1 pseudogene is annotated in these 795 nt (G+C 72.5%); it reads right to left on the minus strand.

From position 1 onward, the window contains the following. A pseudogene (locus C2142_RS39200) lies at positions 1 to 795 on the minus strand (ATP-binding cassette domain-containing protein); the annotation flags it as partial.

Consider the following 795-nt stretch of genomic DNA (forward strand, 5'->3'; position numbering starts at 1 on the left):
TTCGTCGGAGCAGGGCGCTCCTGCCGGCGTCGGCGACTGCGCGGACGGTGCCGAGCAGGGATTCCTTGGACTTGATGTCGACGCCGTTGGTGGGCCGGATGGCGACCAGGACCTGCGGCTCGGTGGCCAGTGCGCGGGCGATGACGACCTTCTGCTGGTTGCCGCCGGACAGTGCGGACACCGGGGTGGCGGGGCCGGGTGTCTTGATGTCGAGGTCGCTGATCATCCGCTCGGCGAAGGCCCGGGTGCGGGAGGGCAGTACCGTGCCGTACGGGCCGAGCTGGTCGGTGACGGTCAGGGTGGCGTTCTCGGCGACGCTGCGCTGTGGGATGAGGCCCTGGATGTGGCGGTCCTCGGGGACGAAGCCGATGCCGGCTGCGAGGGCGGCGGGAACGCGGCCGGTGCGCACCGGGCGGCCCGCGACGGTGATGGTGCCGGCCTGGGGGCGGTGCAGGCCGGCCAGTGTCTCGCCGAGCCGGACGTTGCCGCTGGCCGCGGCGCCGGCCAGGCCCACGACTTCGCCGGGACGTGCGGTCAGGGAGACGTCCTGGTAGGCGCCGTCCAGGCTCAGCCCGGTGACCTCCAGGAGCGGGGCGTCGTCCGGGTGTGTGCGGCCGGCCGGTGACCAGGCGGGTTCGGCGTCCCGGGTGCTCTCGCCGGTCATCGCTTCCACCAGGGCGTGCTGGTCGAGTTCGGTGACGGGTGCGGTGATGATGTGCCGGGCGTCGCGGTAGACGGTGACGGTGGTGCAGAGGTCGTAGACCTCCTGCAGGTGGTGGGAGATGAACAGGAACG

The sequence above is a fragment of the Streptomyces sp. CB01881 genome, assembly GCF_002953255.1.
Taxonomy (GTDB): domain Bacteria; phylum Actinomycetota; class Actinomycetes; order Streptomycetales; family Streptomycetaceae; genus Kitasatospora.